The organism is Microbacterium sp. Bi128 (genome assembly GCF_918698205.1).
This window is the reverse complement of the sequence record NZ_CAKKMM010000339.1, coordinates 1-4,569: the sequence shown is the minus strand read 5'-3', so window position 1 is coordinate 4,569 and position 4,569 is coordinate 1. Positions and strand designations below refer to the sequence as shown.

General features: G+C 69.2%; 8 protein-coding genes and 2 tRNA genes. 3 read left to right on the top strand and 7 right to left on the bottom strand.

Annotated features, from left to right (window positions below):
• Nucleotides 1–414: hypothetical protein (locus LQV45_RS18520; protein WP_230008281.1), on the top strand; the 414-nt coding region annotated here is incomplete at its 5' end.
• Between the two features lie 12 nt (nt 415–426).
• On the opposite strand, the gene LQV45_RS18515 is transcribed toward LQV45_RS18520, so the two are convergent.
• From LQV45_RS18515 to LQV45_RS18490, 6 genes are all read right to left on the bottom strand, one after another.
• A complete protein-coding gene (locus tag LQV45_RS18515; protein ID WP_230008280.1) occupies nt 427–933 on the bottom strand; it encodes a DUF2017 family protein in 507 nt (168 codons plus the stop codon).
• Complete coding sequence (clpS, locus tag LQV45_RS18510; RefSeq protein WP_138172373.1) at nt 930–1,223, bottom strand: ATP-dependent Clp protease adapter ClpS; 294 nt, start codon at nt 1,221–1,223, stop codon at nt 930–932. Before clpS ends, LQV45_RS18515 begins: the two co-directional genes overlap by 4 nt.
• Complete coding sequence (locus tag LQV45_RS18505; protein WP_230008279.1) at nt 1,223–1,600, bottom strand: metallopeptidase family protein; 378 nt, start codon at nt 1,598–1,600, stop codon at nt 1,223–1,225. The genes clpS and LQV45_RS18505 overlap by 1 nt, the downstream gene beginning before the upstream one ends.
• A 126-nt stretch (nt 1,601–1,726) precedes the next feature.
• Nucleotides 1,727–1,802, bottom strand: a tRNA-His gene (locus LQV45_RS18500).
• A 36-nt stretch (nt 1,803–1,838) separates the two neighbouring features.
• Entirely contained in the window at nt 1,839–2,465 is a 627-nt protein-coding gene (gene orn, locus LQV45_RS18495) for an oligoribonuclease (RefSeq protein WP_230008278.1), read from the bottom strand.
• A gap of 37 nt (nt 2,466–2,502) precedes the next feature.
• Nucleotides 2,503–2,575, bottom strand: a tRNA-Arg gene (locus LQV45_RS18490).
• Nucleotides 2,576–2,677: 102 nt separating this feature from the next.
• Between LQV45_RS18490 and LQV45_RS18485 the strand changes: the two genes are divergently transcribed.
• Nucleotides 2,678–2,887, top strand: coding sequence for a methyltransferase (locus LQV45_RS18485; protein ID WP_230008277.1), 210 nt, complete (start codon nt 2,678–2,680; stop codon nt 2,885–2,887).
• A gap of 10 nt (nt 2,888–2,897) precedes the next feature.
• Here the strand turns inward: LQV45_RS18485 and LQV45_RS18480 are convergent, their stop codons facing one another.
• On the bottom strand, nt 2,898–3,506 hold the full coding sequence (locus tag LQV45_RS18480; protein ID WP_230008276.1) for a YitT family protein: 609 nt from the start codon (nt 3,504–3,506) through the stop codon (nt 2,898–2,900).
• Nucleotides 3,507–3,567: 61 nt separating this feature from the next.
• On the opposite strand from LQV45_RS18480, the gene LQV45_RS18475 reads away from it, so the two are divergent.
• The coding region (locus LQV45_RS18475) for a PLP-dependent aminotransferase family protein (protein ID WP_230008275.1) at nt 3,568–4,569 on the top strand (1,002 nt) is incomplete at its 3' end.

The window sequence follows — 4,569 nt, the reverse complement described above, 5'->3', positions numbered from 1 at the left end:
GGACGGGGTCGTGTGCAGCTGGTGGCGCTCGACGATCTCTACCCGGGCTGGGACGGCCTGGCCGACGGTGCGCGCTATGCGCGCGAGACGATCCTGCTCCCGCACGCGAAGGGGACGATCGGTGTGTGGCAGCGCTGGGACTGGGAGACCGGCGAGCGTGCCGAGGCTCATGCGGTGGATCCGTCGCTCCCGCTCGTCGTCGAGGGTTCGGGGCTCTTGACCGCTGCCGCGGCCCCTCTGGCCGACGTCCGCGTGTGGGTGGACGCGCCGGATCGTTCGCGGAAGGACCGCGCCTTGCACCGCGACGGTGACACGTACCGTCCGCACTGGGAGCGGTGGGCGAAGCAAGAAGACGAGCACCTCTTGCGCGACGAGCCGCAGACGCTCGCGTCGCTGGTCCTCTGCCTGCCGTAGCGAATCGGGCCCTCAGTGCTCGGTCGGCGGGGGGTCCAGATTCCGGTCGAGCGCCGTGACGAGCCCGTCCAGGCGGTAGCCGATCCAGTCGTAGATGCCGAAGCGGGCGTCATCCGGGCGATGGTCGTCGTCGTCCTGGATGCCGAGCCGCGTGGCGAGCACGAGGCGCACCGCCGAGAGGGTGCGCATCCACGCGCGGGCTTCGTTCTCGCCCAGCGCGACCGTGATCGTCGTGTCGGGGTCGCTCGTCGGATCGAGGGCGACGCCGTCCATCCCCAGGGTGTCGAGGACCGTCCGCGCGTCCTCGGCGCGGCGGTCGAGCATGTCGGCGCCGGTGAGGCGGCGGAACTCGCGGCTGGCGGCCTCGTCGTCGGGGTAGGCGTCGGGCAGGAGCCGCGCGACCGCGGGGTCGTCCTCGTGCCCGGTACCGACGACGAGGTCGCGGAACTGCCCGACGATGCCCGCCAGGTGCAGTGCCTCGAGGCCGCTGACCTCGAGAACGACGATGCGGTCGTTCATGCGGGGTCCTTCCGAACCGTGGCCCACAGGCCGAAGTCGTGCATGGCTTGAGCGTGGACTTCCATGACCTCGCGCGGGCCACGGGCGACCACCGCGTGGCCGTCGTGGTGCACGGCGAGCATCAGACGGTGTGCGGTGTCCGCGTCGAAACCGAAGTAGGAGCGGAAGACGTGGACGACGTAGCTCATCAGATTGATCGGGTCGTTCCAGACGACGGTCTGCCACGAGACCGGGGGAGCGACCTCGATCTCGGTGAGTTCGTCGAGCTCGGGAGAGGCCAGACCGGCCATCACGCCCACCCCAGCTCGTGCAGTCGGGCGTCGTCGATCCCGTAGAAGTGCGCGATCTCGTGGACCAGGGTCGTGTGGATCTCGTCGCGCAGCTCGTCCTCGTCGGTACAGGCGGCGAGGTGCGGTTCGCGGTAGAGGATGATCCGGTCGGGGAGTTCGCCACTGCCGTAGCGCTCGCGCTCGGTCAGCGCCCACCCGTCGTACAGGCCGAGCAGATCGAGCGATCCGTCCTCCGGGCGGTCTTCGACCACGAAGACGACATTGTCGAGACCTTCGACCATGTCGTCGGGCAGGTGGTCGAGTTCGGCCACGACGAGGGCCTCGAACGCGGTCGCATCCAGGTCGAGGGGAGGGAGCGCGTCGACGTCTTCGTGCATGAGGCCTCCCTGCTGAGCGGACGATCGCGACGGGATGCCGAGCCGCGTCGTCCGATCGATTCTACGAGTCCCGCGAGGTCTCGGCGGGAATGACGAAGGCCCGCCGGGGAGGCGGGCCTTCGATGCTGGGGTGGCTAACGGGACTTGAACCCGCGACCCCCGCGACCACAACGCGGTGCTCTACCAACTGAGCTATAGCCACCATGTGTCTGCCGCAGCGGACAACTGAACGATTATGTCATACGTCGCGCGCGAACGACGAAACGACCGACGATGCGGCAGCCTTCGCGTCGTCACTCGAGGGGCCGGGCTCGGGCACGAAGACGGCCTTGCGGTAGTAGGCGAGCTCGCGGATGGATTCGAGGATGTCGGCGAGGGCGCGGTGGCCGCCGTTCTTGGCCGGGGCGTTGAAGTAGGCGCGCGGATACCAGCGGCGCGAGAGCTCTTTGATGCTCGACACGTCGACGTTGCGGTAGTGCAGCCAGCGGTCGACGCGCGGCATGTACTTGGCGAGGAACATCCGGTCGGTGCCGATGGTGTTGCCCGCGAGCGGTGCCTTGCCCTCGACCGGTGCGAAGCGCTGGATGTACTCGAGCGCCTGGAATTCGGCATCCGCGAGGCTCACACCGTTCGGGATCTCGTCGAGAAGCCCGGACGAGCGGTGCATCTCGGTGACGAACTCGCCCATGTTCGCCAGGGCCGAGTCGTCGGGCTTGATGACGATTTGGAAACCCGGGTCGAGCACGTTCAGCTCGAAGTCGGTCACGACGATCGCGATCTCGACGAGCTCGTCGACGGGGAGATCGAGGCCCGTCATCTCGCAGTCGATCCACACGAGCCGGTCGTTCTCAGATGCGCCTACCATCCCTTCAGTCTAGTGAGGGGGTCGGTCGCCATCTCGGTCCCCCAGGCACGATTCGAACGTGCGACCGGCGGATTAGAAGGCCGCTGCTCTATCCACTGAGCTACTGGGGGTCGGGGTCCAGGATATCGGTGACCGCGCACGGCGTGGTCGACCCCCTGGCGGGCCGTCGCCCGCGGGCGTACTCTCCGGCCAGGTCGAACGAAAGGAACAGTATGTCCGAGACGACGACGCGACGACTCTGGGTCGCTTACGGTTCGAACGGCGTGGTCGGCAAGATCCAGCAGGATGCCGAGGGCTATGCCGTGCACATGGCGGGCAAGGACGAGCGTCTCGGGGTCTATCCCACGATGGCGATCGCCAAGAACGCCCTGCACTCGCACCTGAGGCCGGGGAGCGACCGCCCCGAATTCCGGGAGCACTGACCACCGCTCGTCACACCCGGGCCGCGCGACGAGGACGTCGCTGCGGCTCGGGTGCGGCCAAGAGCGGCAGTGCCACGTGCACGAGGGGTCCGATGCCGAGCGCGAAGACGACCGTCCCGATCCCGACGGTGCCGCCGAGCAGCCACCCCGCGACGAGCACCGTGCCCTCGACGCCGAGGCGACACGCCCAGATCGGCCAGCCGAAGCGTGCGTGCAGGCCCGTCATGAGACCGTCGCGCGGCCCGGGGCCGAAGTGCGCACCGATGTAGAGACCGGATGCCACCGCCACCGTGACGACGCCGGCGACCAGCATGGCGGCCTGCCAGAGGAGGGAGTGCGGGTGGGGAAGTGCTCCGAGGGCGAGCTGCATGCTCGTGCCGACGAGGAGGATGTTCGCGATCGTGCCGACCCCGGGCCGTTGGTGGAGCGGGATCCACAGCAGCAGCACACCGAGGCCCACGATGTTCGTGATCCATCCGACGCCCACACCCGTCACGCGCGCGAGTCCCTCGGTGAACACGGTCCACGGGTCGACTCCCAGCCCGGCGGCGACGGTGAGGGCACAACCGAACCCGTAGAGGGCGAGGCCGATGAGAAGACGAAGGATCCTGGATGCCACGGCCAAATCCAATCACGGGATTGGGTGTAGCCCAGAGGTCCAATCGGTCTATTCTGGCCCCATGGACTCCCGGATCTCGGCGCGTGCTCTCGCGCAAGCACTCGGCGGGTGGCGCGGCCGCGGCCCCGCCTACGAAGCGCTGGCGGACGGGATCCGTCTGCTCTGCCTCGACAATCGCATCGCCCCTCGCACGGCGCTTCCGGCGGAGCGCGAGCTTGCGGCGGCGTTGGCCCTCAGCCGCACGACCGTGGCTGCCACCTACCGGAGCTTGCGAGACTCCGGGCACATCGAGAGCCTCCGGGGAAGCGGCAGCATCACTCTGCCCCTGCGCCGCAACGACCCCGGGGCGGACGACCGCCGCGACGGCGTGATCGACCTGCAGCAGGCGAGTCCACCGGCGTGGCCCGGTCTTCCGGCGGTGATCTCGGAGGTGGCGCAGGATGCCGCCGCCCTCGTCGCCCGCACCGGTTACGACGTGGTCGGCGACCCGCATCTGCGCGAGACGATCGCGCAGCGCTATCGCGACCGCGGGCTGCCCACGCGCGCCGACCAGATCCTCGTGACCACCGGTGCGCAGAGTGCGCTGCACCTCATCGCCTCGGTGCTGTTGTCCCGCGCCGATCGGGTGCTGATCGAGACGCCGACCTACCCGCACGGGGCGGACGCCTTCCGCGCCGCGGGCGCGCGACTCGTCGGCGTTCCGGTGTCGACCGACGACGGATGGGATCTCGATCGCGCCGCGCAGACGTTCGCCCGCGTGCTCCCCGCTCTCGCGTACCTGATGCCGGACTTCCAGAACCCCACGGGCCGCACGATGAGCCCGGGGGAGGTGGACGCCTTCGTCGACGGGTCGCAACGGGCGGGGACGTTCCTGGTGCTCGACGAGACGACATCGGAGCTCGACATCGATCGAAGGACGACGGGGACCGCGTTTCCCGACCTCGATCGCGTCATCCGCGTCGGATCCCTCGGCAAGACCGTCTGGGGTGGCCTGCGGGTCGGGTGGGTGCGCGCGCATGCCGACGTCGTGCGGCGTCTGGCGAGCGGTCGAACGGTGCACGAC

Excerpts from the sequence above, each read along its gene's own strand:
- LQV45_RS18515 (WP_230008280.1), bottom strand. The coding sequence starts at position 933 with ATGAACGACCGCATCGTCGTTCTCGAGGTCAGCGGCCTCGAGGCACTG.
- clpS (WP_138172373.1), bottom strand. The coding sequence starts at position 1,223 with ATGGCCGGTCTGGCCTCTCCCGAGCTCGACGAACTCACCGAGATCGAG.
- LQV45_RS18505 (WP_230008279.1), bottom strand. The coding sequence starts at position 1,600 with ATGCACGAAGACGTCGACGCGCTCCCTCCCCTCGACCTGGATGCGACC.
- orn (WP_230008278.1), bottom strand. The coding sequence starts at position 2,465 with ATGGTAGGCGCATCTGAGAACGACCGGCTCGTGTGGATCGACTGCGAG.
- LQV45_RS18485 (WP_230008277.1), top strand. The coding sequence starts at position 2,678 with ATGTCCGAGACGACGACGCGACGACTCTGGGTCGCTTACGGTTCGAAC.